This is a genomic window from Paractinoplanes toevensis (genome assembly GCF_018332695.1).
GTDB lineage: Bacteria > Actinomycetota > Actinomycetes > Mycobacteriales > Micromonosporaceae > Actinoplanes > Actinoplanes toevensis.
Window position 1 is genome coordinate 130,459 of record NZ_BOQN01000021.1, and the last position, 25,395, is coordinate 155,853.

Here is a 25,395-nt window from a genome sequence, read left to right on the forward strand (position 1 = left end):
CTCATCGGGGGTGCTCGCCCTTGCGGTGGACGACGCCGCGCTCCAGGACGGCGGTGGTGCCGGTGAGCATGCCGGCCTTTCCGGTCGAGGTGTCGCGGACCAGGTAGGAGCGCTCGCCGAGGTATTCGAAGGTGACCGGGTTGAAGATCCATTCGCGGCGTTCGCCGAACTCGTCGGTGCGGGCGACCGCGACCCCGTGCCGGCCGGCGGCGTCGACCGAATCGGCCACCAGTTCCACCCCGGGGATCCTCGCGGCGGCCCGGTAGATGGCGGCGGCCACCGGTGGGGGCAGCAGGGACTCCCGGAGCGCCTCGCCGAGGAAGTCGAACGCCGCGCCGTCGGCGCCGTTGCCCTGTCCCCGCGTGTCGGCGTAGACCTGCGCAAGCAGCGTGGCCGGGTCGGTGGGCAGGTCGGCGTAACGGCTGTTCGGCGGCGCGCCGGACAGGCCGAACGTCTCGCCGTGCTCCCGGGCCAGGCCTTCGGTGCCCGTCGACGCGGGCACCCAGACCTCGCGGCTGTGCACCTCATCGAGGACCTGCGCGTCGACACCGGCCTCCTTCGGCCCGGAGTGGACGTCACCGGCGAAGACCAGCCAGGCGACCTTGCTCCGGACGTACACGTAATCGCCGCTGCCGAGGCTTACCCGCGGCGTCGCACCGGCGACCTGGGCCATCCGTTCCAGCAGCGGGGCCGCTCCGGCCGAGTCGCCGGCCGCGACCGCGACGAACGGGCCGGTGACCGCGGTCGCCCCGCCGGTCCGGTGCCGGTCGAGCACCGCCACCCCGACCAGCACCGCGACCAGCACCGCGGCCGCGACCGGAGCGGCGAGCAGAGCGAACCGGCGGCGGGAACGGGCGGCGGGTGGTTCGGTGATCTGCTCGAGGAAGGCGTCCTTGAGCAGCCGCTGGCGGTAGACCGACAGCTCCGGGTCCCCGGGCGGGGGCAGCAACCGGGTCAGCTCGGCGCGTTCGGCCGGATCGATCGACTGGCTCATCGGTTCCCCTCCTGATTCGATCGGGCCGCCTCGGTGCGGGCGACCAGTACCTGTCCCGGGCCTGCGGTCATCTCCCGCAGCTTCGTCCGGGCCCGGGACAGCCGGGACCGGACCGTGCCGATCGGCACGCCGAGCGCCTCGGCAGCCTGCGCGTAGTCGAGCCCGGACCAGACGCACAGCAGGAAAACCTCCCGCTCGGCCGCTCGCAGCCGGCCCAGCGCGGCCGCCGCCGCGGCCAGCTGCTCGCTGTTGCGCATCCGGTTGACGATCTCGTCGGCGAAGTCCGGCATCGTCTCGGCCGGTGGTAACCGGACCAGCGCGGCGGCATGCCGCCGGGCCGCGCGCCGGGTGTTGCGCAGCACGTTGGTGGCGATGCCGAGCAGCCAGGGCAGCACGCTGTCGCCGTCCGGCCGCAGCCGCTCGCGCAGCCGCCACGCCTCCAGGAAGGTCAGCGACACTACGTCCTCGGCACCGCTCCAACTGCCCGTGCTGCGTACGACGTGGCGATAGACCTCGCGCGCGTGGTCCTCGAAGAGCCGCCCGAACGCGGCGGTGTCACCGGCGCGTATCCGGGCTCGCTGAGAAAGGTTCACGACCATTCCTGTCCGCCCGCGACTCCGGGTTCCCGGGGAATTGTGGCCGATGCGCGAACCTGGTCGTCAGGACCGCCGCGGTGCCGAGCAGGCCGCTCAGGCCGACCACGGTAGCGGGGGCCAGTCCGGCCTGCACGGCGGCGCCCACGGCGAGAAACCCGAGGCCCTGACCGACCAGCAGGCCCGAGACGGCCACCCCCATCGCGCGGCCGCGGAACTCCGGCGCCACCCGGCGTACGAAGATCGCGTTGAGCGGCACCACGAACGAGGCGCCGGCGCCGGCCACCGCCAGCAGGACCAGCACCACCGGCAGGCGGGGGTGGGCGAGGACGGGAACCAGCGCCGCGGTGGACAGCACGGCGGCCGGGCGCAGCAGGCGATCCCGGGTGCCGGGTGTCAGCACCCGGGTCAGCGCGAGCGCGCCCAGCAGGAAACCCACCGAGGGGGCGGCGAGCAGCAGACCGGCCTGGACCGGGCCACCGCCGAGCGAGATGGCGTACGGGTACGCGATCGCCTCCGGCGCGAAGGCGAATCCGCTGGCCACCCAGACCAGCGCCAGGCAGGTACGCAGCCACGGATCGGCCAGGATGTAGCGGATGCCCTCCCGGGACTGGGCGAGCAGCCGTTGCGGCACCCCGTCGGCGACCAGTGCCGCCGGACGCCGCGCGACACCGAGCGCGATCAGCGCGGCCGACAGCGCGAAGGTCGCCGCGTTGCCGATCAGCGACCAGACCGGCCCGATCGCCGCCACCACGACGCCGCCCGCGACGAAACCGAGCAGCTGACTCAGCTGGTGGGTGATGTTGCCCAGCCCGTTGCCGGTGATGTAGGCCTCGCCGGGCAGCACCTCGGGCATGATCGCCGCTCGGGCCGCCACGAACGGCGGGGAGAACAGGTGGGCCAGGTAGAGCAGGACGATCGCCGACCACAGCGGCACTCCGGGCACGGCCACCAGCGCGATCAGCCCGGCGCGGGCCAGGTCGCAGCCGATCAGGACGGCACGGCGGGGCAGCCGGTCGGCGTAGGTGGACAGGATCGGTCCGCCGAGGACCCCGGGCAGCCAGGAGCTGGCGTAGGCGACCGCGGACAGCAGCGCCGACTCGGTGCGGTCGAAGACCAGCACCGCCACGGCCACCGCCGCCACCTGGTCGCCCAGGTAGGACAGGACCTGACCGCCGTACAGGTAACGGAATTCGCGGTAGGCGAAGAGCTCGCGATAGGTCGGCATCACACCCCCACGGAGTGGCGCCGCCCACGGGCATGGGCGGCGCCGTCCCCCGTACTCCTAGCCCCAGGTCGCCCCGCGGCGGTTCCAGCTCGTACCCTTCTTGGCTTTCGCGGTCATGCCGGACTCCCTTCGCTGATGTCAGGTCGGGATCGACGATCGCGCATGGCCCCTGCGGAATTCCTGCGGAACCGTCAGGACAGCCGGGACCGCACCTCGGCGGCGTTGGCGTGGCCCAGCTCCTCGTAGATGCCGAGCGCCTCGCGCCAGACCGCCGCCGCCTGCGCGTCCCGCCCGCAGGCGCGATGGGTGTCGCCGAGGTGGACCAGCGTGTCGGCCACCCAGTAGCGGTCACCGATCTCCCGGTACAGCCCCAATGCCGTCCGGTAGCAGTCCACCGCCGCGTCGTACTCCCCCAGGCCGTGCCGGATGAAGCCCAGGCTGTCCCAGACGGCGGCCCGGTTGTCGGCGTCGCCGCTCTGCTCGTAGAGCGCCAGCGCCCGTTCGCAGAGCTCCAGCGCCCCGGCGAAGTCGCCGAGCTGAGCGCGGTAGAAGCCGATGGTGTTGAGCGTGTTGGCACTGCCGTGGTCGGAGAGCTCCAGCGCCTGTTCGGCGTGGGCCAGGGCGGCACGCAGGTCACCCTGCCGCTCGTGGAGGATCGCCATCTCGTGGTGCACGCCGGACTGGCCGTCCCGGTCGCCGGCCCGGTCGTAGTGGTCAAGAGCCAGGCGGTAGTGCCGGTCGGCCTCCGCGGCGCGGTCCAGCAGGGTGCAGGCACGAGCCAGCCGGGCGTACGCGTACGCCCGCGCCGGCCCGTCGTCCACCGTGGACAGCGCCGCCTCCCACACGGTGACCAGGTCGTGCCAGGGGCCCTGCCGGTAGAGGAATGTGTCCAGCGCCCAGGCCAGTTGCCACGGCCGGTCACCGCCGGACCGGGCCGCCAGGGCGAGGAGCACGGCCCGCTCGACCGCGAACCAGCGCATCGCCGCGTCCTGGTCGGCGAGCGGCTCACCGGCGGCCGCCTCGATCGGCAGCAGCGGTGCCGCCCGGGTCGGCGCCAGCAGCATCGCGCCGGCGAACGCCGTACCGAGATAGTGGTCGAGGAGGCGGTCCGCCGCCGCCGGGCCGGCGCCCAGGCCTTCCGCGTACGCCCGCATGAGGTCGTGAAAAAGATACCGGCCCGGCGCGTGCTGGGTCAGCAGGCTGGACCGCACCAGCTCGGCCAGGTCTTCGGCCGAGCCGGAAAGAGCGCCCGCGGCCGCGGCCGAAAAATCCGGACCCGGGTGTACGCCGAGCTGCCGGAACAACCGCGCGGCGGCCGGCGTGAGCGCCTCGTACGACCAGGAGAACACCGCTCGCAGGTCGGTGTCCGGGGTGTCACCGGCCGGCGTGGACCACCCGGCCAGGCCGTCGGCCAGCTCCGCGAGGCCCAGCTCCGGCTGCATGACGGCGTGCGCGGCGGCCAGCGTGAGCGCCAGCGGCAGCCGGGCGCACAACCCGATGATGGCGTCGCCGGCTACCGGGTCGGCGGCGATCCGGTCCGCGCCGAGCCGCCGTTCCAGCAATTCCTGGGCCTCGCCGTGACTGAGCACGTCCAGCCGCAGCGGTTGCGCGCCGTCCGCGGCGACCAGCCCGGTGAGCTGGTTGCGGCTGGTCACCAGCACCATGCAGGAACCGGCGCCGGGCAGCAGCGGGCGCACCTGGTCGCTGTCCCGGGCGTTGTCGATCACCAGCACGAGCCGCCGGTTCGCCAGCCGGCTGCGCAGCAGCGCCGACTGGGCGCCGGTCTCGGCCGGGATGCGCCGGGCCGGGACGCCGAGCGCGCCGAGGAAGCCACGGACCGCCTCCCCCGGGTCCATCGCCGTGCCGCCCGGACCGAAGCCGCGCAGGTCGACGTAGAGCCGGCCGTCCGGGAAGCGGGCCGCCGCACGGTGTGCCCAGTGGATGGCCAGGGCGGTCTTGCCGACACCGGCCGGGCCGGCGATGACCGCGAGCGACGGGACCTTGTCGAGCTGCGCGAGCGCGTCGGCCCGTCCCGCGAACCCGGCCACGTCGGCCGGCAGCTGGGCGGGCACCGGCTCGAGCGGGCCGGTGGCGGCGGCCTGGTTGCTGGTCAGGATGGTGGCGTACGCGGCCTGGGTGGCCGGTGCCGGGTCGGTGCCCAGGTCCTCGGCGAGCCGGCGGCGCAGCGCGTCGTACTGGCCGAGCGCGTCGGCGGTGCGGCCGATCGCGTGCAGCGCCCGCATCAGCGCGACCGCGACCGGCTCGACCAGCGGCTGTTCCTGGACGATCGCGCCGAGCGGGCCGATCAGCGCGGCCGGGTCCTCCACCTCGGCCCAGGCCACCACCGCGAGCAGGCGTTCGGAGTCCCAGACGGCGCGCATGGATGCGGCCCACTCACCGGCCAGCCCGGCGAGAGGTTCGCCGCGCCACAGCCCGACGGCCTCGCGCAGCCGGTCGACGTTTCCGTCCGCTCCTTCGGCGAGCGCCCGGAAGCGGAGCAGGTCGACCCGATCCGCGGGCAGGTCGAGCAGGTAACCGCCGGACCGCCGGATCAGCGGATCACCGCCGCCGCGCCGCAACGCGCCCCGCACCCGGGTGAGGTGCGATTGCAGCGCGTGCCGGGCACGGGCCGGCGCGGTCTCGCCCCACACCCGGTCGATCAGCGTCTCGGCGGTGACCACTCGGCCGGCCTCGCAGGCCAGGGCGGCGAGCACCGCGCGCTGGCGCGGCTCCCCGATCGGCAGCTGTCGTTCACCGGCCCAGAGCTCCACCGGCCCCAGCAGACGCACCTCGAGCACAGCACCCCCGGCGAGAACAGACATCCATTCACAACGATCTCATACGCGGGCACGGCCTTGTTTCCTACCTTGTTTCCCTAGCGCTCTTGACATGCGGGTGAGATGCTCCATAACGTCTAGGCAATCGTTTTCCCTCACGCTTCTGATGATCGGTCTCGGCGGTGGCTTCCCCCTTCCGCCCCGATGACCCGAGGCGTCACCCCGTCACTAACCCCGAGGTGATGTTGTGCGCACCCGAAGAACCGCCGCGTCCGCGGCGGCCCTGACCGTCCTCACCGTTCTCGCCACCGGCACGCTCTCCGCGCCGGCCCACGCGGCCGGAAACACGCTCACCGTCAACGTCGGCACCACCGTCCGGCCCGTCACCCACGTCGCGGCCGGTGGGCTCTACGCCGTGAACACCGGCAACAACCCGCCGCTGAGCATGATGTACCCGCTGCGGCTGAACCACCTGACCCAGCCGCCGCCCGGCGGTCAGCAACTCGGCAACGGCGCCACCCAGCCCTGCTGTGACGGCCTGCAGGTGGCCGGCAAGGTGACCAGCGGCGGCGCCCAGCAGTTCTACCGGATGCCCGACATCTACCCGAACTTCCCGTACAAGTGGGTGAGCTGGGCCGACTGGGAGTCGAAGGTGCGCACCATGGTGCAGGCGCGCCTGGCCGCCACCGGCACGACCAACGTCGACGGCTGGGAATTGTGGAACGAGCCGGACTGGACGTGGAACACCGCGGCGGCCGGGTCGTTCAACGCCGGTTGGACCCGCACCTACCAGCTGATCCGCTCGCTCGACACGGTGACCCCGATCGTCGGGCCCAGCCACTCCATCTACAGCCACAGCTGGATGGTCGACTTCCTGACCAACGCCAAGAACACCGGCACGGTGCCCGACGTGATCGTCTGGCACGAGCTGGGAGACGACAGCTACCTCAACGTGCAGGCCCACGTCGCCGACTACCGGGCGATCGAGACCTCGTTGGGCATCTCGCCCCGGCCGATCTCGATCAACGAGTACGCCTCGCCGTCGCAGGTGGACATCCCCAGCGTCGCGGTCCATTACATGGCCGTCTTCGAACGGCACGGCATCCGCGACGCCGAACGCGCCTACTGGTACGAAGCCGGCACGCTGAACGGCCTGCTCCACAACAACGCGCCGACCTCGTCGTACTGGACCTACAAGTGGTACGGCGACATGGCCGGCAACATCGTGCAGACCGTCCCGGGCTCATGGCTGGAGGGGGTCGCGGCGTACGACAGCACCCGCAAGATCGTCAACGTGGTGCTCGGCGGTGACAGCGGGAACAATACCGTCAAGGTCAACGGGCTCTCGGCCCTGGGCACTCAGGTCCGGGTGACGCTGACCCGCAGCGGCACCACCGGGCGCACCACCAACCAGAGCGCGCCGATCGCCGTCACGACGGGCACCTACAACGTGGTCAACGGCAGCATCAGCGTGGCGGTCAACGGCATGAACGCCCTGGACTCCTACCAGCTGCTCGTCACCCCGGTCAGCGGCGTGCCGACCTGGCAGCAGCGCTACGAGGCGGAGAACGCCACGGTGGTCAACGCCAACCGGTTCTCCTCGGCGTCGGCGTCCAGCGGCGGCTACGTCGGCCAGATCGACGGCTCGGCCGACATGCGCGCCGCGTCGTTCGTCGACTTCCTGGTCAACGTGCCGCAGACGCGCAGCTACACGATGAACATCGGTTACGCCAACGCCACCGGCGCGAACGCCACCCAGGGCCTCGCCGCCAACGGCAGCGCCTGGTCGACGGTGACCTACCCGCCCACCGGCGCGTGGGGATCGTTCGGCGCCTCGGTCAACGCCACGGTGAACCTCACGGCGGGCTGGAACACGATCCGGCTGGCCAAGGGCTCGCCGTACTTCGCCGGCGGCACCGGCTACGCCGAACTGGACGCGATCACGCTGTCCTGATCGGCATTCGCCCGCGGCCCGGCCACCACCGGGCGGGCCGCGGGCCTCGTCGTCAGTTGGGGCGGCGTGCCGGGTCACCTCCTCGGCCAGCACGACCGCGTCCTCGATCGCCAGGGCCGCACCGCTGACCATCTGCGGCGACGGCGAGGGCGCGGCATCGCCGACGAGCACCCCCCGACCGGCATGCCACGGGCCCTCGACCAGAAGGGCATGGATCGGGCGGCGTACGACTTGATCGGGCGAGGTGATGGCGTCGCGCACCGTGGCGAACCGGCCGCTGAACGGCGCCAGCAGGTCGCGCATCCGGGTCGCCAGCTCCTCGCCGGGAGCTCGCCGGCCGGATCGTGGTGCCGGGTGCGATGGATCGGTGCGCCGGCTGCTCGGGTTGCCGAAATGAGCGTGTAACATTGACGCTCGTCGCTGGATTAGCTCGGGAGGAATCTCAATGAGCAGGCGTTTTGTGTTCACCGCCGCGGTTTGCGCGGCCGTTGTCGGAGCGGGCGCGGTGGCTACCGCGGTGACCGCCTCGGCCGCGACGCCCAGCTTCGACTTCAGCAATCCGGAGGTCGTCGCGACCGGGCTCGAGGTGCCCTGGGGCCTCACCTTCCTGCCCGACGGCACCGCCTTGGTCGCCGAGCGCGGCTCCGGGGAGATCCTCCGGGTGAGCCCGGGCGCGGCACCCGTGCCGGTCGCGACCGTGCCCGGCGTCGTGCCGAACGGGGAGGGCGGGCTGCTCGGCCTGGCCGCCTCCCCCACCTTCGCCGAGGACGACTACCTGTATGCGTACTTCAGCGCGGCCAATGACAACCGGATCGTCCGGTTCAAGCTGAGCGCACCGCAGACCGTCGAGCCGATCGTCACCGGGCTGGCCAAGGCGAGCATCCACAACGGCGGCCGGATCGAGTTCGGCCCGGACGGCATGCTGTACGCCGGGGTCGGCGACGCCGGCACCACGTCGAACGCGCAGAACCAGGCGAGCCGCAACGGCAAGATCCTGCGGATGGAGCCGGACGGCAGCGTCCCGCCGGACAACCCGTTCGCCGGTTCGCTGGTCTACAGCCTCGGTCACCGCAACGTGCAGGGCCTGGCCTGGGACGCGGAGAACCGCCTGTTCGCCACCGAGTTCGGGCAGAACACGTGGGACGAGGTGAACCGGATCGAGGCCGGTCGCAACTACGGCTGGCCGATCGTCGAGGGCATCGGCACCGACTCCCGGTTCGTCAATCCGCTCGTGCAGTGGCCCACCTCGGAGGCCTCACCCAGCGGCGCCACCATCGTCGGCGACACGCTGTACGCCGCCGCCCTGCGCGGCACCCGGCTGTGGCTGGTCCCGCTGACCGGCGACGGCGGCGCCGGCACCCCGGTGGCCGAGCTGCAGGGCACGTTCGGCCGCCTGCGCACGGCCGAACTCGGCCCGGACGGCTACCTGTGGCTCACCACCAGCAACCGCGACGGCCGAGGCACCCCGGCCACCACCGACGACCGGGTGATCCGCATCCCCCCGACGCCCGCCGGATCGTAGGTCAAGGCCGGCCCGGCTCTCAGTGATCGCTGAGGGCCGGGCTCGGCGGCAGTTGCCAGGCGCCGCCGCGGTCCTCCTTGGCGAAGCGGGCCACCAGGCCAGGGATGTGCAGCGCGGTCGCCAGACCGGTGACGGCGAGGAAGGTGTCGATGCCGAGCCGCGTGGACGGCATGCCCAGGCTCAGAATCTTCGGGTTCACGCCACCCTGGATCTCGTCGACGAACGGCCGCTGCTCGCTCTCGTAGTTCGCCAGCGCGGCCGACAGGTCGCCCGGGTGGCGGTTGATCTGACCGGCCAGCACATAGGCACCGACGAGACCCCCGGAAATTCCCATTCCGCTGTACGGCGAGGCGCAGTGCGCGGCGTCCCCGGCCAGCACGACCCGGCCCGTGGACCAGCTGCCGATGCGGACCTGCGCGATCTCCTGGGAGTAGAAGAACGGGCTGCCCGCCATCCCGTCGATGAACCGCTGGACCTGCCACCCGGCGTCGGCGAAGCGGCCGGCCCAGAACGCCTGCTGCTCCTCGACCGGGCGGCGGTGGATCGCGGAGAACTCCGCGGAGGTCTCCCGCTGGACGAAGTACACCTGGGTCTCCGTCGCGTTGTGGCTCCGCCGCATGATCTGCCGGCCGCCGGGCGCGAGGTAGGTGTCCCGGATGCGGCTGTCCGAGGCGATCCGGGGCACGAACCAGTAGGCCATGTGAATCCCGGTTCGCCAGTACGGGTCGTGGCCCTCCGGCAGCAGGGCGCGGCGGATGCGGGAGCCCTGCCCGTCCGCGCCGACGAGCAGATCGAATTCCTCCGCGGTGCCGTCCGAGAAGTGCGCGGTCACCGTGCGCTCGTCCTGGTCGAAGCCGTCGACGCTCACGCCGAACCGGTGCTCGACGCCCGCGCCGTTCGCGTTGTGCAGGATCCGCACCAGGTCGCCCCGCATGATCTCGTACTCCGAGGTCAGCGACTGCCGGCCGCGATCCGAGGTGTTCGCCATGATGGTGGCTCGCGGTTTGCCGGTGGCGTCGACGAACGCCACGCCCGCCTCGTCGACGAGCTTCGCCCTGATCTCGTCCAGCAGCCCCATGGCTTTCGCCGCGTCGATCCCTTGCCCGCGCAGGTCGACCTGGGCGCCGTAGGCCCGCAGCTCCGGGAAGCGCTCGGCGACGACGACATCGTGGCCACCCCGCGACAGCCAGAAGGCGAGCGCTTCCCCGGCCACTCCGGCACCGGCGATGAGAATCTTCATGATCCCAACCTCCCTATCGGCGATAGATTCTTGGTCAGAGTCACCTATCGGCGATAGGTTGTCAACGTGGCAAAGCTCGACCGTGTGACCGTCATCACCGAAGCGCTCGACCTGCTCGACGAGGTGGGGCTGGACGCCGTGAGCACCCGGCCCCTGGCCAAGCGGCTCGGCGTGCAGCAGCCATCGCTGTTCTGGCATTTCCGCAGCAAGGAAGAGCTACTGGCGGCGATGGCCGAGGCCGCGATGGCCCCGCACGCCACCGCGCCGCTGCCGCAACCCACGGACGACTGGCGCGAGTGGTTCCTGGAGAACACCCGCGACTTCCGGCGCACCCTGCTCCTGCGCCGCGACGGAGCGCGCCTGCACGCCGGCCTGCTGCCCGGGAAAGCCGACCTCGGCCGGATCACGCACAAGATGGCGTTCCTGACCGGCGCCGGCGTGCCGGAAGCGGACGCTCAGATGGCCATGCTGGCCGCGAGCCGCTTCACCGTCGGATGTGTCCTCGAAGAGCAGGCGGACGACCGGGTCACGAGCGAGAGCGTGCCGCCGATCGGCCACGAAGCCGCCTTCGAGGCGGGGCTGGCCCTCATCCTCGGCGGCCTGATCGCCCGCATGCCGGATCGGTCGTCATCCGGGCGCGCGGGCCAGGAGTGAGGTTCGCACGGGCACATTCCTAGCGGAAATGTTTGTACCTGTTTCTTTCTGTTGACATCAGATATGTCTATGCGTAAATGTGCTCGCAACGCGTCGTTGATCGAAGGGAAACACTCGATGCTGCGAGCCGCTCTGCTGGTCCTCTCGATACTCGTGGCGCCGGTCGGCGCCGCGCCCGCTCAAGCGTCAACTCCCGCGGCCGCAGCCGTGCACGGTCTCAAGGGTGAGTACTTCCGGATGTCGGCGCCCGGCGCGCGCGACTTCGCGGAGCTCGGCGGCATCGTGCTCGATCCGAACATCGACCTCGGCGGCCTGGTCGGCACCTTCCAGTCGCTGACCGGGCGCACCGAGCACACGACCGCCCGCTGGACCGGCCGGCTCACCGCCCCGGCCACCGGCGACTACACGTTCTCGATGATCGGCGACAACGGGTTCCGTTTCCTCCTCGACGAGCAACCGGTGATCGACCACTGGGTCGGTGACTGGGACGTCGAGCAGAACAGCGCGCCGGTGCACCTGGTGGCGGGCGAGGCGCACACCGTACGGGTCGAGATGTTCCAGGACATCGGCGGCGCCAACCTGTTCCTGCGCTGGGCCGCGGCCGGGCTCGACAAGCAGATCGTGCCCGAGTCGGCGTTCACCCCGCCGGACGGATTCCAGATCTTCCCGGCCGAGTTCACCGTGGACCGGGCCGGCACCACGCTGACCGCGGCCTTCGACGCCAAGGTGACCACGCTCGGACAGTTCGCCGCGAAGACCACCGTGGAGGTCGACACCACCCCCTTCCCGATCAGGTCGGCGAAGCGGGACGGGAAGAAGGTCGTGGTCACCCTCGGCGCGCCGGTGCAGAAGGGGCAGAAGGTCCGGGTCAACTACGACGGGACCGGCGGCCTGGTCGTCGGCGGCGAGACCGTGCCGCAGGTCATCCGCTCCGCCACCAACAACTCCGCGCACCGGCTCACCACGCCGTGGGGCGACCGGGTGGACCGCAAGCACCCGCTGCCGGAATATCCGCGGCCGCAGCTCGTCCGCGAGGACTGGCTCAACCTCAACGGGCCGTGGGAGTTCGCCGGGGCCGAGGCGGGGCAGCAGCCCGCGTTCGGCACGAAGCTCGCCGAGACGATCACCGTGCCCTACCCGGTCGAGTCGCAGCTGTCCGGCATCGAACGGCGCGAGGACCACATGTTCTACCGCAAGCTGGTCACGGTGCCGAAGGACTGGCGCGGGCAGCGGATCAAGCTGAACTTCGGCGCCGTCGACTACCAGGCGACCGTGTGGGTCAACGGGACGAAGGTCGCCGAGCACACCGGCGGCTACACGGCGTTCACGGCCGACATCACCGGCGCGCTGCGCGCCCGTGGCCAGCAGGAGATCATCGTCGCGGTCACCGACGTGACCGGGCCGAACCAGCCCAAGGGCAAGCAGTCGCTGAACCCGGGCGGCATCGTCTACGAACCGTCGTCGGGCATCTGGCAGACCGTGTGGCTGGAGCCGGTCGCGCCGGTCGCGATCGACGAGGTCGTCACGACTCCCACGCTGACCTCGGTCACGGTCCAGGCGAAGACCGGCGCCGCCGGCCAGAAGGTGACCGCCACGGCGTACGACCGGAAGGGCAAGAAGGTCGGCACGGTGACCGGGGCGGCCAACTCCCCGCTCACGCTGACGGTCGCCAACCCGCGCCTCTGGACGCCGGACGACCCGTACCTCTACGACCTGGACGTCAGGCTCGGCAACGACCGGGTCCGCAGCTACTTCGGGTTGCGCACGGTAGGCGTACAAAAGGTGGGTGGTTTTCCGAAGTTGGTGTTGAACGGCAAACCGATCTTCTCGCTCGCCACGCTGGACCAGGGTTTCTGGCCGGACGGCCTGTACACCCAGCCCAGCGACGCGGCGCTGCGGTTCGACCTGGTGGAGACGAAGAAGCTCGGCTTCAACGCGGTCCGCAAGCACATCAAGGTGGAGTCCGCGCGCTGGTACCGGCACGCCGACGAGCTCGGCCTGCTGGTCTGGCAGGACTTCGTGTCGGCCGACATCGACAGCGTGGCCGGTCAGCAGGCCTGGCTCGGTCAGGGCCAGGAGGAGATGCGGCAGCTGCACAACTACCCGTCGGTGATCGGCTGGGTGGTCTTCAACGAGGGCTGGGGCGAATGGGACCGGACGGCGACCGGGCAGATCGCCGAGCAGGTCAAGGCGGCCGACCCGAGCCGCATCGTCAACGCCCACAGCGGCGTCAACTGCTGCTCGTCCAAGGGTGACTCGGGCAAGGGCGACGTGATCGACCACCACGACTACGTCAACAACGACCCGGCCTACCCGGACGCGACCCGGATCGCGATGGACGGCGAGCACGGCGGCTTCACGTTGCGCACCCCCGGGCACATGTGGCCCGGGACGCCGGCGGTCATCTACAGCGGGGTCGCCGACAAGGCCGCGCTGACCGCGAAGTACGTCGACAACACGTCCCGCTTCTACCTCGAGGCGGCCGGGGCGGAGCTGGCCGGCTCGGTCTACACCCAGATCACCGACCTGGAGACCGAGCTCAACGGCCTCTGGACCTACGACCGGCGAGAGATCAAGGTCAACGCCGCAGACGTACGGGCGGTGAACGCGAAAGTCATCGCGGCCGGCGCGGCTGCCGGCGCCGACGCGACGTTCCCGGGCCGAGGCGACTGGACGCTCGACGGGACCATCCAGGACAGCAGTGGCAGCAAGGCCGACCTCACGCTGAACGGCGACACCGCCTGGACCGACGGCGTACGCGGGCAGGCGTTGAAGTTTGATGGTGACGGCGACTCGGCCGACACGGCGGCACCGGTGCTCGACACCACGAAGGACTACACCGTCGCGGCCTGGGTGACCCTCGACAGGCTGCCCGGCAACTACGCCTCCGCGGTCAGCCAGGACGGCCGGGCCACCGAAAACCCCTTCTACCTCCAGTACGGCCAGGGCGCCTTCGCCTTCAGCACGCCGGGCGGCAACCGGGCCCGGCTGGCCGTCACGCCTTCGCTGAACCACTGGTACCACCTGGTCGGGGTGCGTGACCACGCCACCGGCGAGGTCCGGCTGTACGTCGACGGTCAGCGGGCCGCCGCGGTGCCGGCCGGCCCGGACGTGGTGAGCACCGGCCCGCTGTCGATCGGCCGGGCGAAGTACGCGGGCAACCGCACCGACTACTGGTCGGGCTCGGTCGACGAGGTGCACGTCTACCAGCGCAGCCTGAGCGACGCGGAGGTGGCGGCGCTGTACGCGAGCTGATCCGTTCCGGTCCGTTCCGGTCCGCTCCGGGTCGCCCTGGAGCAAGAACTGTCATGTCCGGGGCGGCCCGGGCCGGGACAATCGACATGTGACGAACGTGGGCCGGGATCGGCTTCGGGAACTACTCGACGCGGTGCTCGCCGACGGCGAGTCCCGCTCGCTCGGCGACATGGCCGGCGACGCGTACTCGTCGCCGTTCCATTTCAGCCGGATGCTGGCCCGCGGCACCGGCGAGTCACCCGTCGCCATGCGGCGGCGGGTGCTCCTGGAACGAGCCGCCTGGCAGCTGCGGAACGGCTCGGCGGTGACCGAGGCGGCGTGGGCGGCCGGCTACGACTCGGCCGAGGGTTTCTCCCGGGCCTACGCGCGGGCGTTCGGCCACCCGCCGAGCCGGCCCGCGTCCCGCCCCTGGTTACCGGCGCCGAACGGCATCCACTTCCACCCGCCGATCTCGCTGTGGGTCGACGCCAACGAGCACGTGACGAATCCGCTCACCGAGCAACTCGTCCGCCACGATCTGGACGACACGGCCGCCCTCCTCGCCTTTTCCTCGCGCCTGACCGAAGCGGAGCTGGGCGCGGTACGCCTGCCCGGGACGGTGGTGCTCGACTGGGACGGCGTCGAGGAGAGCATCGGCGACGTCCTGCACCACCTCGTGCGCACCAAGGAGACCTGGCTCGCCTCCATCGACGGGCGGGACACCCCGGCCGACCCGGCCCGCCCGGCCGTCGCCGAGCTGGCCGAGCGGCACGAGACCGCCGGCGCGGCCTGGCTGGCGATGGTGCGCGACCTCGACGCCCGCGGCGCGTGGGGCGACCGGCTGATCGACGCGCTGTGCGAGCCACCGGAGAGCTTCGTGATGAGCAGCGTCGTCGCGCACGTCCTGACCTACTCGGCACACCGCCGCCAACTGGTGCGGCACATGCTGCGCGCCGCCGGCCACCCGGTCGGCCCGGGCGATCCGATCATGTGGCTGCGCCGGCATCGCAATGAGGAAACGACCGGAGGCGAACTGGCATGACCCGCACGATCTACTACGTGGCGAGCACCCTCGACGGCTTCATCGCCGACCAGCAGCACTCGCTGGACTGGCTGATCAAACAGGACATCGACCAGCACGGGGCGATGAACTACAACGAGTTCATCGCCGGGGTAGGCGCGGTCCTGATGGGCGCGGCAACCTACGAGTGGCTGCGGCGACACCAGACGGAATGGCCGTACACCCAGCCGTCCTGGGTCTTCACCCACCGCGACCTGACCGGTGTGGACGGCGCCGACATCCGCTTCACCAGCGCCCCGGTCGTCGAGGTCCACGCGGAGGCGGTCGAAGCCGCGAACGGCCAGGACGTGTGGGTCGTCGGCGGCGGCGACCTGGCCGGCCAGTTCGCCGACGCCGGCCTGCTCGACGAGATCGTGGTCAGCTACGCGCCGGTCACGCTCGGCGCCGGCGCCCCCCTGCTCCCCCGCCGCCTCGACCTGCGCCTACGCGAGACGGCCCGGAACGAGGCGTTCGTCGCGGCCCGCTACGACGTGCTGGCTACCGGCGATCGCGGCAGGTGAGTTGCTTCTCCTTTGCGGCGGAAAATGTTTCTTTGATTGGTCACGCAACTGGCTTTCGGCCCTGGATTGGTTTCTGAGATTGGCATGATCACTTGTTGGGAATGATGTGCCGGGCGCGGAAGAATATAGGCATGCGGTACCAGCAGCTTCAGTTATTCACCCGGCCTCAGACTGTTGCCATGCGGGACCGCACGAAAGCGCGTAACTGGTCGCCGGAGAAAGAGGAATTCCGCCGTGATCATGCGCGTCGGCGGCATTGGGGACTCTCTCGTCGGCACGCGCAGAAGTTGTGCCGCTCCCGAGGCTGCTCGCGCACGTGCGCAGAGGTCGGCCTGCACGACTGCGCCGAGGCTGTCCCGCCGCTGATCTGGCCGGCCGGCGCGATCTGCGTGCGGCGGCCGTCATCCGCGATGGTCGACCACGAGGTCCCGGGCGTAGGTGATCTGCCCTCAGGTGGCGAGCAGCCGGCCTGCCGCACTGTCGCGGCCGGGACGTCGGCCGCGGCGAGCCGGTCGGAAACCGTGACGCCCGCCGAGCCCGAACATCGGGCACAAGCCCCTGCTCAGACCGAGCCCGCATCCCAAGCCGAGCCCGAGCGCCAGGCCGAGCCCGAGCGCCAGGCCGAGCCCGCGCGCCAATTCGTGGCCACGTCCCAGGCCGAGGCCGCGCGCCGAGCCGAGGTTCCGCGCCGAGCGCATATCCCTGGCCGGGTGGGCCGCCGACCGGGACGAGCCCGTATGCCGCATCGAGGCCACCGGAGGAAAAGGCCGCGCGGTAGTCGGACGAGCAACGCCGACTCCGCGATGTCGTCACACCGTCCGGGCCCGGTCGCCGCCCAGCACCCCGCCCGTCCGACGACATCGATCGCCCGCAGCTCCGTCGCGAGCATCGCATCGCCACCGATCCGCGACAACCGCCTCGCCGCGACCGGGGGCCGGCCTTGAGACGCGCCGAAAGCGAACCATCAGGTGACCGCGGAAAGGCCAACGACGTTATTGTCGAAGCGATCGACGCCGTCTTCGGAATGGTGTTTTCCCATTCCGGGCATTGGTGTCCGGCATGACAATTCTCGTCGGCAATTGACAACGCCCTCTCGCCGATGCGATCGGACACGTTCACAGCAGCAACAGCGACGCCTGCTCGTGCGGCTTCGGCCTAGCCGATGACTCTGCGGGACGGCTGGGCCTGTGGGCCAGCGAACCGCGCGTCGACGTCCGAGCCGGGCGGGGCAGGGCCGGCACGGTCACCGGGGCGGTCACCGGGGCGGTCACCGGGGCGACACCGGGGCGGCACCGTTCGCCCGGCCGACACGTGGCCACGTGTGCAGCCGGTGAGGCTGCGTTCGGGCAGACACCGGTGTGCGGACAGGTACGCACCTTGACATCGGTGACTGGCGATAGAAACACTTAAGAAACATTTGTGAGAGCGCTCTCCCCGCATCCCCCCTGCTCGTTCCCCCTCGCCATCGCGGGCAGTTCACAAGAAAGAAGGACACATGAAGGTTGTCCCTCGACGGCGCCACCGCGGGTTGCTCGCGGCGCTGGTGCTGATGGTGGTCGCCGCGGTCGGACTGGTCGGTGGTGCGCAGGCTGCCTCGGCCGCCATCGTCGGCAACACGATCGCCGGGCCCGGCGGTAAATGCGTGGACGTGAGCGGTGACGACACCGGAGTCAACGGCACTGCCGTGCAGCTCTGGGACTGCCAGACCAACAGCGTGGACCAGCACTGGAGCTGGAGCGGCACCGCGCTGACCACCATCGGCCGCTGCCTCGACGTGGCGAGCGGCGGCACCGCCAACGGCACGCTGCTCCAGCTCTACGACTGCAACGGCACCGGCGCGCAGCAGTGGGTCCAGCAGAGCAACGGCAGCCTCAAGAACCCGCAGTCCGGCCGCTGCGTGGACGCGCCGAACGGGGCCACCGCCAACGGGACCCGCCTGCAGCTCTGGGACTGCAACGGCACCGGCGCCCAGGCCTTCACCGTCACGACGGGGACGACGCCGCCCACCGGCACCTGCCCGACCTACTCCGACACCCCGGACTTCGGGCCGAACGTGCACATCTACGACCACTCCATGTCGGACGCCGCCATCCAGTCGTCCCTGGACAGCGTCTTCAACGCGCAGAAGGACACGCTCTCGGCGCAGTTCGGCACGCGCCGCGACGCGCTGGTCTTCAAACCGAGCACCACGCCGTACGCCGTCGGCGCGAACCTGGGTTTCAACACCTCGATCCTCGGCCTCGGGCAGAACCCCGATGACGTACGCATCAACGGCGCCGTGACGGTCGACGCGTTCAACGCCAGCGACGCCGGGAACGCGACCCAGAACTTCTGGCGGTCCGCCGAGAACCTGTCGGTCAACTCGCTCGGTGGCGCCAACCGGTGGGCCGTCGCGCAGGCCGCACCGTTCCGCCGGATCCACGTGGTCGGCGGGCTCAACGCCTACCCGGCCAGTTACGGCTGGGCGAGCGGCGGCTACATCGCCGACTCCAAGATCGACGGTACCGTCGAGTCCGCCTCGCAGCAGCAGTGGTACTCGCGGGACAGCACGTTCGGCGCGTGGAGCGGCTCCAACTGGAACATGGTGTTCTCCGGCGTCAACGGCGCTCCGGCCACGAACTTCAACACCGACCCGGCGTCCGGCCCGCGTTACACGACCCTGGCCACCACGCCGGTGTCGCGGGACGTGCCCTACCTGTACCTCGACTCGGCCGGCAAGTACCGGGTCTTCCTGCCGTCGCTGCGCACCAACGCCTCCGGGCCGAGCTGGGCGAGCGGCAGCACCCCCGGTTCGTCGCTGCCGATGAGCAACTTCTACGTGGTGAAGCAGGGTGACTCGGCGGCCAACATCAACACGGCGCTGGCCAACGGCTGCAACCTCTTCTTCACCCCGGGCATCTACCACGTCAACCAGACCCTGCACGTGACCAAGGCCAACACCGTGGTGCTCGGCATCGGTTACCCGACGATCATCCCGGACAACGGGGTCAACGCGATGGACGTCGCCGACGTGGACGGCGTACGCCTCAAGGGTCTGCTCTTCGACGCCGGGACCACCAACAGTGACACCCTGCTCAAGGTCGGCCTGGCCAAGTCCGGCGTGGCCCACGCGGCCAATCCGACCACCGTGCAGGACGTCTTCTTCCGGATCGGCGGCATGGTGGCCGGCAAGGCCACCAACAGCCTGGTCGTGAACACCAACAACACGATCATCGACCACACCTGGGCCTGGCGGGCCGACCACGGCGCCGGCATCGGCTGGACCGTGAACACCGCGGACAACGGCCTGACCGTCAACGGCGACAACGTCCTCGCCACCGGCCTCTTCGTCGAGCATTACCAGAAGAACGAGGTCATCTGGAACGGCGCCAACGGCCGGATCATCTTCTTCCAGAACGAGATGCCGTACGACCCACCGAACCAGGCCGCCTGGATGAACGGCTCGCAGAACGGCTACCCCGCGGTCAAGGTGGCATCCGGGGTCACCACGTTCGAGGCGTGGGGACTGGGCAGCTACTGCTTCTTCAACGTCAACAACTCGGTGGCCTCGCTCCGCGCGTTCGAGGTGCCCGCGGTCGCCGGCGTGAAGTTCCACAACATGGCGATCGTGTCCCTCGGCGGCATCGGCACGATCTCGCACATCATCAACAACACCGGCGCCGCCGCGACGCCGAGTTACAACAACTCCTACCTGGTCAACTTCCCGTAGGACGATCCGGCCGGCCGCGCTGTCAGTTTTCTTCGGTCAGGCGGGGCGGCCGCCGGCGGCGGGGCAGGAGCAGGGCGACGCGATCGAGCAGCGCCTCGAGGGCTTCCTCGAAGTCCTGCGCGGCGACGTCCACGGACAGGTGCGGCTCCAGGCGTTGCAGGAGCGGGTACTTGCCGAGGTCCTCGATCGGGGACACGTCGGGTTCCTCGACCGGCCCGGTCTCCACACCGTGCGAGGCCACCTCCAGCAGGAGGTGGCCGAGCAGGAAACTGCTGAAGGCGCGGTAGACGGCGGCGGCGTTCTCGTCGGAGAACCCGGCGCCGGTCATCACCTCCAGCATCGATTCGATCCAGCGCAGGCTGCGCAGCGGTGGGCGCACCCAGGGCGCGGCCGGCGGCCGGGTGGCGACCAGCGGGAACACCTCGGGGTGGGCCAGGGCGATGCGGCGCAGGCCATGGGCCAGGCGTTGCAGGTAGTCGACCCAGCCGGCGTGGGCTTCCAGATGGACATCGGGGTCGTTGAACAACTCGTCGACCACCGCGTCGACCACGCCGTCCAGGAGCGCCTCGCGGCCGGGCACGTACCGGTACAGGGCCATGCCCTCGACGCCGAGGTAGGCGCCGAGCCGCTGCATGGTCAGCATGCGCAGGCCGTTCTCGTCGATGTACCGCACCGCGGCGCCGATGATGCGCCGCTGATCCAATCCGCTGCGCCCGGAGCCGGGCGGTACGGCCGGGATGGCCGGCGTCGCCTCGCCGCGGGCCTGCGGAGTGTCCGGATCTGCCATCAAGCCTCCAGCGACCGGCGGGCCGTCACATACCGCGCAAGCCTCCCATAGATCTCGCCGCGCTGATCACCCGGTCGATATGAAATATTCTCGGCTCCGCGTTTAGCGCATAAACAATGGGATTAGGAAATCGTTCCGAGGGGGATTCAGCGAGGACACCCGGTGCTACGCAGGAGGCGCAACATGAGTACCGACCGTGAAGACGGCCGCAGAGAGGCCCTGGCCACCACGAGGACCGGGGACGACAAACCGTACGACCTGTCGGCGCCCGGACCGGACGCCGGCCCGGACAGCCCGGCCCAGCTCAAGGGCACCGGGTTGTTCGCCGCGCTCAAGCGCACCTTCAAGCAGTTCTCGCAGGACAACGTCTCCGACTGGGCGGCCGCGCTGACCTACTACGGCGTGCTGTCCATCTTCCCCGGCCTGCTGGTCATCGTGTCGCTGCTCGGCATGCTCAGCAGCAACGGGCAGGAGACCGTGAAGGACGCCGTGCACGAGCTGGCCCCGAACCCGGAGCTGCAGCGGATCGTCGACACCGTCCTGGACCAGGTCAAGGATCCCGGCGCGGCCGGCCTCGCGGCGATCCTCGGCATCGTCGTCGCGTTCTGGTCCGCCTCCGGCTACACCGCGGCCTTCATGCGCGCCTCCAACGCCGTCTACGACGTTCCGGAGGGCCGGCCGATCTGGAAGACCCTGCCCATCCGGGTCGGGGTCACGGCCGTGGTCGGCGTGATGCTGGTGATCTCCGCCGCGATCGTCATCTTCACCGGCGACCTGGCCAAGATCGTCGGTGACAAGATCGGCCTGGGCTCCGCCGCGGTACTGACCTGGAACATCGCCAAATGGCCGGTGCTGCTGATCCTGGTCAGCCTGATGTTCGCGATCCTCTACTGGGCGTCGCCCAACGCCAAGACCGGCGGCTTCCGCTGGGTCAGCCCGGGCGGCATCTTCGCCGTCCTGCTCTGGATCCTGGCCTCCGCCGCGTTCGCGGTCTACCTGGCCAACTTCGCCAACTACAACAAGACGTACGGCGCGGTGGGTGGCGTCATCGCCTTCCTCGTCTGGTTGTGGATCACCAACATCGCGATCCTGCTGGGCGCCGAACTCGACGCCGAACTCGAACGAGGCCGTGCCATCGCGGCCGGCCACGACCCCACCGACGAACCGTTCCTCGAGCTACGCGACGACCGCAAGATCAAAAAGGGTAGCGAGCAGGGACTGAGCACCAACTGACCCCCGAGGAGTGCACGATGTCGGAAAGATCCTTTGACGGTTCGCCGCCGTCCACCTCCGAACTGGTCAGCCAGGCGGCAGCGCAGATCTCGACGCTGGTCCGCGACGAGCTGACCCTGGCGAAACTGGAACTGACCGAAAAAGGCAAGCGTGCCGGAGTTGGCGGTGGCCTGTTCGGGGGCGCCGCGGCACTCGGCCTGTACGGTCTGGGCCTGCTGCTGACCCTGGCGGTGGTGCTGCTCGACCTGGTCCTGCCGCTCTGGCTGGCGGTGCTCATCGTCATGGTGGTCGTGTTCGCCGCGGCCGGTGTCGCCGCCCTGCTCGGCAAGCAGAAACTGAAGGCCGCCGCACCACCGGTGCCCAGCGACGCCGTCGCGAGCACCCAGCGGGATGTACAGACCGTCAAGAACGCCCTACGGGAAGGACGCTCGTCGTGAGCGACTCGCAAACCCCCGCCGACCCGCAGCAGTTGCGTGCGGAGATCGAGCAGACCCGCGCCGAGCTGGGCGAGACGGTCCAGCAACTCGCCGCCAAAGCCGACGTGAAGACCCGGGCCAAGCAGGCCATCGGCGATGCCACCGGACAGGTACGGCAAAAGCTGACCGACGCGAAGGACCAGGCCGCGCAGGCGGCGGGCGTGGTGGCCGAGCGGGCGACCACGGCGAAGCAGCAGCTCGCCGACTCCGACCTGCCCGCCCCGGTCCGCCGGCCCCTGCCGCTCGCGGCCATCGGCGCCGCCGCGGTCGCCGCCGTCATCGTGCTCATCGTCGTCGCACGGCGCAGGCGCTGACGAGCGTCACCGCGGGGCCGGAGCGACGAATCGCTCCGGCCCCGCGGGATCGGCGTGCGGTGGTCAGCCCAGGGTGAACCGCTGGTTGGCCTGTCCGCTGCAGTCGTAGAGCTGGACCTGCTGGCCGTTGGCGGTGCCCCAGACGTCCAGGCATCGTCCCGACTGGACGCCGGTGATGGTGCCGTTGGAATTGACGTTCCACTGCTGGTTGGTCTGGCCGTTGCAGCTGTAGATCTGAACGGCCGAACCGTTGCCGGAGCCCGCGGCGTCCAGGCACCGGTTGCCGTACACGGTCAGCTGCTTGCTGGACGTGAGGGTCCAGGCCTGGTTGGTCTGGCCGTTGCAGTCGTACAGCTGGACCCTCGTCCCGTTGCTGGTGGACGCGTTCGGGACGTCGATGCACCGGCCGGACTGGGCGCCGAGGATTCGGCCCCCGCCGCCCGGGGTGGACGACGGTGACGGGGAGGTGGTGCCGCCGGTCGGCGAGGTGGTCGGGGACGGACCGGCGGAGTTGAGGGCGTTCAGCACCGAGGTGTACGCGGCCTTCTTGTTGCCGCTGTTGTCGAACAGCAGCGGGCTCTCACCGGAACGCCAGGAGTCCCCGTCCCGTACGCCCCAGACCGTGATGCCGATGCAGCGGGGCACGTTGATGCAGGCCTGGGTGAGCCCGGCGTACTGCGTGGTCGACGCGTTGGTGACGTCGACCTCGGTCAGCGCCACGTCGACCCCGAGGGCGGCGAAGCTCGACAGCGTGGTCTGGAAGTTGCTCGGCAGCGAGCTGCCGCCGGTGAAGTGGGTCTGCAGGCCGACGCAGTCGATCGGCACGCCACGGGACTTGAAGTCCCGGATCATGTTGTAGACGCCCTGCGTCTTACCGTACGACCAGTTCTCGATGTTGTAGTCGTTGTAGCAGAGCTTGACCGACGGGTCGGCGGTGCGCGCGGTGCGGAACGCCACCTCGATCCAGTCGTTGCCGGTGCCCTGCAGGTTGGACGACCGGCGGCTGCCGTCCTCGTTGAAGGCCTCGTTGACGACGTCCCACGCGGCGAGCTTGCCCTTGTAGTGGGCCATCACGCCGTTGATGTGATCGATCATCGCCTGGCGCAGGCTGCTGCCACTGAGGCTCTGCATCCAGCCCGGCTGCTGGGCGTGCCACGCGAGGGTGTGGCCGCGGACCTTCAGGCCACGCTGGGTGGCCCAGTTGTAGATCTGGTCGCCGGAGTTGAAGTTGAACTGGCCGCGGTTCGGCTCGGTCGCGTCCGGCTTCATCTCGTTCTCGGCCGTGATCATGTTGAACTCGCGCGCGGCGACGGTGGAGTAGGTCGAGTCACTGAGGCGGCTCGCGGCGATCGCGGTGCCGAAGTACCGGCCGGACTGCGCGGCCGCCGCGCCGAGGGTGCTTGCCGCGGCGTTCGCGTCCGGCATCACCATCACGACGCCGAGCGCCGCGACCGCGGCCACCGCGCCGGCGAACAGCGGCCGGACCAGTGACGATCTACCTCGCGGGGAACTGGTTGCCACCAGGGCCTCCTTTTTCAATTCCGGGTCCGGCCGCAGGGCACCGAATGCATGGGGGAAATCGATGAACGGCATTGTCCGGACCGAATAGTGACGGGTCTCAATGTTGGACACATGCTGGCACGGTAACACCGTTGAAACAAGAGTTTCCGGAAGTATCCCGGAAGTTGTCAAGATCGCCGGGAGGCAGCAAAGGGGCTCCCACCAGCAGCTTCACGAAGAGCGACGATACCGAACGCGTTGAATCCGAGCGCACCGCGATGCGCGCGACGATACGAACTCCGGAACTTCCGGAGTCTGCCGGCAAAAGGAAACAGCGCTGAAAATGTGTTATGCCGAAACGGATTCGGTAGTCGATCAGGATCTGATCATTTCGGGCCGGGGTGCTTGGGTGCCTTCGCCGGTGGCTTGGCGGCGGGCGGGGCCGGCTTCGCCTTGGGTTTGGGCGGGCCGGTGCGCTTCCGCGCCACCGCGGCTGTCCGGATCGCGGGTTTGGTCGTGGCGGTCGAGACGCTCGGCTTCGGCGTGCCGGTCGACCCCGGAGTGGTGGCGACCGGCGGGGTGGATGTCGCCACCGCCCCGGCCTCGGCCGGCGCGGCCGGACCGTCGCCGGCCCACCAGGCGCCGCCCGCGATCAGCATTCCGGTGACCACACCGGCGGCGATCAGTGTCGCCCGGCCGGGCCGGCGGATGGTGACCGCCGGCAGGGCCACGGTCGACGCGGTCACGCTGCGCATCAGCGACGACGACGGCAGCCCGGCGATCTCCCCGAGCACCTCGGCGACCTCGATCGCGCTGGGCCGCTCGCCGGGCCGCTTCGCCAGGCAGCGGGACGTGAGCCGGGCGACCGCGGGCGGCAGGCCCGGAATCGCCGGCAGGGGCGCGGGTTTCGCGTACACGTGCGCCTTGACCATCTGAGTGACGGTCGACGCCGCCCACGGCATCTGCCCGGCCAGCGCGAGGTACATCAGCAGGCCGAGGGCGTACACGTCGGTCGCCGGACGGACCGGGCTGCCCTCGATGCGCTCCGGCGCGAGGTAGGCGGGCGTGCCGAGCAGCCGGCCGTCCTGCTCGTCGAGAGCGCCGACGGCCGCCGAGATGCCGAAGTCGACCAGTTTCACCCCGGCGCCGGACACCATGACGTTCGCCGGTTTCACGTCGCGGTGCACGATGCCGTCCAGGTGCGCCGCCGCGAGCGCCGCGGCCACCTGCGCGCCGACCAGCGTCGCCACCTTCCAGGGCAGCCGGCCGCCGGTCAGCATGTCGGCCAAGGTCCGGCCGTCGACCAGCTCCATCACCACGTACGACATCGTCCGGCCCGCGTCGGTGAACTCGCCGTAGTCGTACACGGCGACGATGTTCGCGTGCCGCAGGCGCGCGGCCGCCCTCGCCTCGTCCCGGATCTGCTGCCGCTGGGCCGGGTCGGCCGCCAGGGCCGAGGACAGCACCTTCACCGCCACCTCGCGGCCCAGCACGTCATCGTCGGCCCGCCAGACGACCGACATCCCGCCCTGACCCAGGCGCTCCCGCAGCCGGTAACGACCGGCGATGAGTTGTCCGCACTCCACGTCGCTACCCGTT

18 protein-coding genes are annotated in these 25,395 nt (G+C 70.5%); 10 read left to right on the forward strand and 8 right to left on the reverse strand.

Translation table 11 applies throughout. The features are described from left to right. Position 1 precedes the first annotated feature (1 nt). The 4 genes from Ato02nite_RS08690 to Ato02nite_RS08705 all read right to left on the reverse strand — a co-directional run bounded on the left by Ato02nite_RS08690 (position 2) and on the right by Ato02nite_RS08705 (position 5,637). Entirely contained in the window at positions 2 to 994 is a 993-nt protein-coding gene (locus Ato02nite_RS08690; RefSeq protein WP_213005898.1) for a CU044_5270 family protein, read from the reverse strand. Further along, positions 991 to 1,587 carry an RNA polymerase sigma factor gene (locus tag Ato02nite_RS08695; protein WP_246606297.1) on the reverse strand — a complete coding sequence of 199 codons (597 nt, stop codon included), beginning with the start codon at positions 1,585 to 1,587 and terminating at the stop codon, positions 991 to 993. Before Ato02nite_RS08695 ends, Ato02nite_RS08690 begins: the two co-directional genes overlap by 4 nt. Then, positions 1,550 to 2,815 (reverse strand): MFS transporter, encoded by a 1,266-nt coding sequence (locus tag Ato02nite_RS08700; protein ID WP_213005900.1) that lies wholly within the window; start codon positions 2,813 to 2,815, stop codon positions 1,550 to 1,552. The genes Ato02nite_RS08695 and Ato02nite_RS08700 overlap by 38 nt, the downstream gene beginning before the upstream one ends. A 191-nt stretch (positions 2,816 to 3,006) precedes the next feature. Next, positions 3,007 to 5,637 carry an AfsR/SARP family transcriptional regulator gene (locus Ato02nite_RS08705; protein WP_213005901.1) on the reverse strand — a complete coding sequence of 877 codons (2,631 nt, stop codon included), beginning with the start codon at positions 5,635 to 5,637 and terminating at the stop codon, positions 3,007 to 3,009. A 202-nt stretch (positions 5,638 to 5,839) separates the two neighbouring features. On the opposite strand from Ato02nite_RS08705, the gene Ato02nite_RS08710 reads away from it, so the two are divergent. Both Ato02nite_RS08710 and Ato02nite_RS08715 read left to right on the forward strand, forming a co-directional pair. Continuing rightward, positions 5,840 to 7,546 (forward strand): CBM35 domain-containing protein, encoded by a 1,707-nt coding sequence (locus Ato02nite_RS08710; protein ID WP_213005902.1) that lies wholly within the window; start codon positions 5,840 to 5,842, stop codon positions 7,544 to 7,546. 445 nt (positions 7,547 to 7,991) lie between these two features. After that, positions 7,992 to 9,068, forward strand: a complete 1,077-nt coding sequence (locus Ato02nite_RS08715) for a PQQ-dependent sugar dehydrogenase (protein WP_213005903.1) — start codon at positions 7,992 to 7,994, stop codon at positions 9,066 to 9,068. 19 nt (positions 9,069 to 9,087) lie between these two features. Here Ato02nite_RS08715 and Ato02nite_RS08720 read toward each other — a convergent pair whose 3' ends face one another. Then, positions 9,088 to 10,308 carry an FAD-dependent monooxygenase gene (locus Ato02nite_RS08720; RefSeq protein ID WP_246606299.1) on the reverse strand — a complete coding sequence of 407 codons (1,221 nt, stop codon included), beginning with the start codon at positions 10,306 to 10,308 and terminating at the stop codon, positions 9,088 to 9,090. 66 nt (positions 10,309 to 10,374) lie between these two features. On the opposite strand from Ato02nite_RS08720, the gene Ato02nite_RS08725 reads away from it, so the two are divergent. The 5 genes from Ato02nite_RS08725 to Ato02nite_RS08745 all read left to right on the forward strand — a co-directional run bounded on the left by Ato02nite_RS08725 (position 10,375) and on the right by Ato02nite_RS08745 (position 19,486). After that, entirely contained in the window at positions 10,375 to 10,962 is a 588-nt protein-coding gene (locus Ato02nite_RS08725) for a TetR/AcrR family transcriptional regulator C-terminal domain-containing protein (RefSeq protein ID WP_213005904.1), read from the forward strand. Positions 10,963 to 11,079: 117 nt separating this feature from the next. Further along, positions 11,080 to 14,217, forward strand: a complete 3,138-nt coding sequence (locus Ato02nite_RS08730; protein WP_213005905.1) for a LamG-like jellyroll fold domain-containing protein — start codon at positions 11,080 to 11,082, stop codon at positions 14,215 to 14,217. 88 nt (positions 14,218 to 14,305) lie between these two features. Further along, a complete protein-coding gene (locus Ato02nite_RS08735) occupies positions 14,306 to 15,238 on the forward strand; it encodes a helix-turn-helix domain-containing protein (protein ID WP_213005906.1) in 933 nt (310 codons plus the stop codon). Then, a complete protein-coding gene (locus tag Ato02nite_RS08740) occupies positions 15,235 to 15,777 on the forward strand; it encodes a dihydrofolate reductase family protein (protein ID WP_213005907.1) in 543 nt (180 codons plus the stop codon). Before Ato02nite_RS08735 ends, Ato02nite_RS08740 begins: the two co-directional genes overlap by 4 nt. A gap of 1,495 nt (positions 15,778 to 17,272) precedes the next feature. Continuing rightward, positions 17,273 to 19,486: a pectate lyase-like domain-containing protein gene (locus tag Ato02nite_RS08745; RefSeq protein ID WP_213005908.1), complete on the forward strand. Its 2,214-nt coding sequence runs from the start codon at positions 17,273 to 17,275 to the stop codon at positions 19,484 to 19,486. A gap of 22 nt (positions 19,487 to 19,508) precedes the next feature. On the opposite strand, the gene Ato02nite_RS08750 is transcribed toward Ato02nite_RS08745, so the two are convergent. Then, the gene (locus Ato02nite_RS08750; protein WP_246606305.1) at positions 19,509 to 20,273 is read right to left on the reverse strand and encodes a TetR/AcrR family transcriptional regulator; all 765 of its coding nucleotides are present in this window, start codon (positions 20,271 to 20,273) and stop codon (positions 19,509 to 19,511) included. Positions 20,274 to 20,456: 183 nt separating this feature from the next. On the opposite strand from Ato02nite_RS08750, the gene Ato02nite_RS08755 reads away from it, so the two are divergent. From Ato02nite_RS08755 to Ato02nite_RS08765, 3 genes are read left to right on the forward strand one after another with little or no spacing between them, the layout of a single operon-like run. Next, positions 20,457 to 21,506: a YihY/virulence factor BrkB family protein gene (locus tag Ato02nite_RS08755; RefSeq protein WP_213005909.1), complete on the forward strand. Its 1,050-nt coding sequence runs from the start codon at positions 20,457 to 20,459 to the stop codon at positions 21,504 to 21,506. Positions 21,507 to 21,523: 17 nt separating this feature from the next. Next, on the forward strand, positions 21,524 to 21,943 hold the full coding sequence (locus Ato02nite_RS08760) for a phage holin family protein (RefSeq protein ID WP_213005910.1): 420 nt from the start codon (positions 21,524 to 21,526) through the stop codon (positions 21,941 to 21,943). Continuing rightward, positions 21,940 to 22,296 carry a DUF3618 domain-containing protein gene (locus tag Ato02nite_RS08765; protein ID WP_213005911.1) on the forward strand — a complete coding sequence of 119 codons (357 nt, stop codon included), beginning with the start codon at positions 21,940 to 21,942 and terminating at the stop codon, positions 22,294 to 22,296. The genes Ato02nite_RS08760 and Ato02nite_RS08765 overlap by 4 nt, the downstream gene beginning before the upstream one ends. Positions 22,297 to 22,359: 63 nt before the next feature. Here Ato02nite_RS08765 and Ato02nite_RS08770 read toward each other — a convergent pair whose 3' ends face one another. Both Ato02nite_RS08770 and Ato02nite_RS08775 read right to left on the reverse strand, forming a co-directional pair. Further along, positions 22,360 to 23,817 carry a glycoside hydrolase family 10 protein gene (locus tag Ato02nite_RS08770; protein WP_213005912.1) on the reverse strand — a complete coding sequence of 486 codons (1,458 nt, stop codon included), beginning with the start codon at positions 23,815 to 23,817 and terminating at the stop codon, positions 22,360 to 22,362. A gap of 365 nt (positions 23,818 to 24,182) precedes the next feature. Beyond that, positions 24,183 to 25,382, reverse strand: a complete 1,200-nt coding sequence (locus Ato02nite_RS08775; protein ID WP_213005913.1) for a serine/threonine-protein kinase — start codon at positions 25,380 to 25,382, stop codon at positions 24,183 to 24,185. Positions 25,383 to 25,395 lie beyond the last annotated feature (13 nt).